This window comes from Massilia sp. 05N420 (assembly GCF_056397205.1).
In genome coordinates this window covers 1-444 of the sequence record NZ_JBFTMX010000182.1, presented here as the reverse complement: position 1 = coordinate 444, position 444 = coordinate 1, and the positions used below count along the sequence as shown (strand labels likewise).

Below are 444 nucleotides of genomic sequence, written 5' to 3'. Positions count from 1 at the left end.
GCAGCCGCGGCTGCCGCAGGCACAGAACCGTCCGCCCGGCTTGACGATCAGGTGGCCGATTTCGCCAGCGCCGCCGAACGCCCCTCGAAAGTGCTGGCCATCCAGTACCAGGCCGCCGCCAATGCCGAGATTGAAGTGTAGATAGAAGAACGAGCGGACGGTGCGCCCGATACCATAGAGCCGCTCGCCAATCGCCGCGACGGTCGCGTCATTCTCGACAAATGTCTTGATCCCCGTCAGCTCCTCGAGACGCGATGTCAGAGGAAACTTCGTCCAGTCGTCGCCTTCCTGCACCTTGTCGTACCAGAAGGTGCCGTTCTCGACGGTGCCCGGAACGCTGCAGCCCACACCCCAGATCTCCTCGCGCCGCACCTGCCCCGCCACCAGCAGCCCGGAGGTGATGTCCGCCAGCACGCCGGCGGTAGTCTTCGGGTCGCGCTCGCC

Annotated in this window: 1 protein-coding gene; it reads right to left on the bottom strand. The window is 65.8% G+C overall.

What is annotated here, in order from left to right; translation table 11 throughout:
* The coding region (locus tag AC1DIX_RS27875) for an ROK family protein (RefSeq protein ID WP_477328592.1) at positions 1–444 on the bottom strand (444 nt) is incomplete at both ends.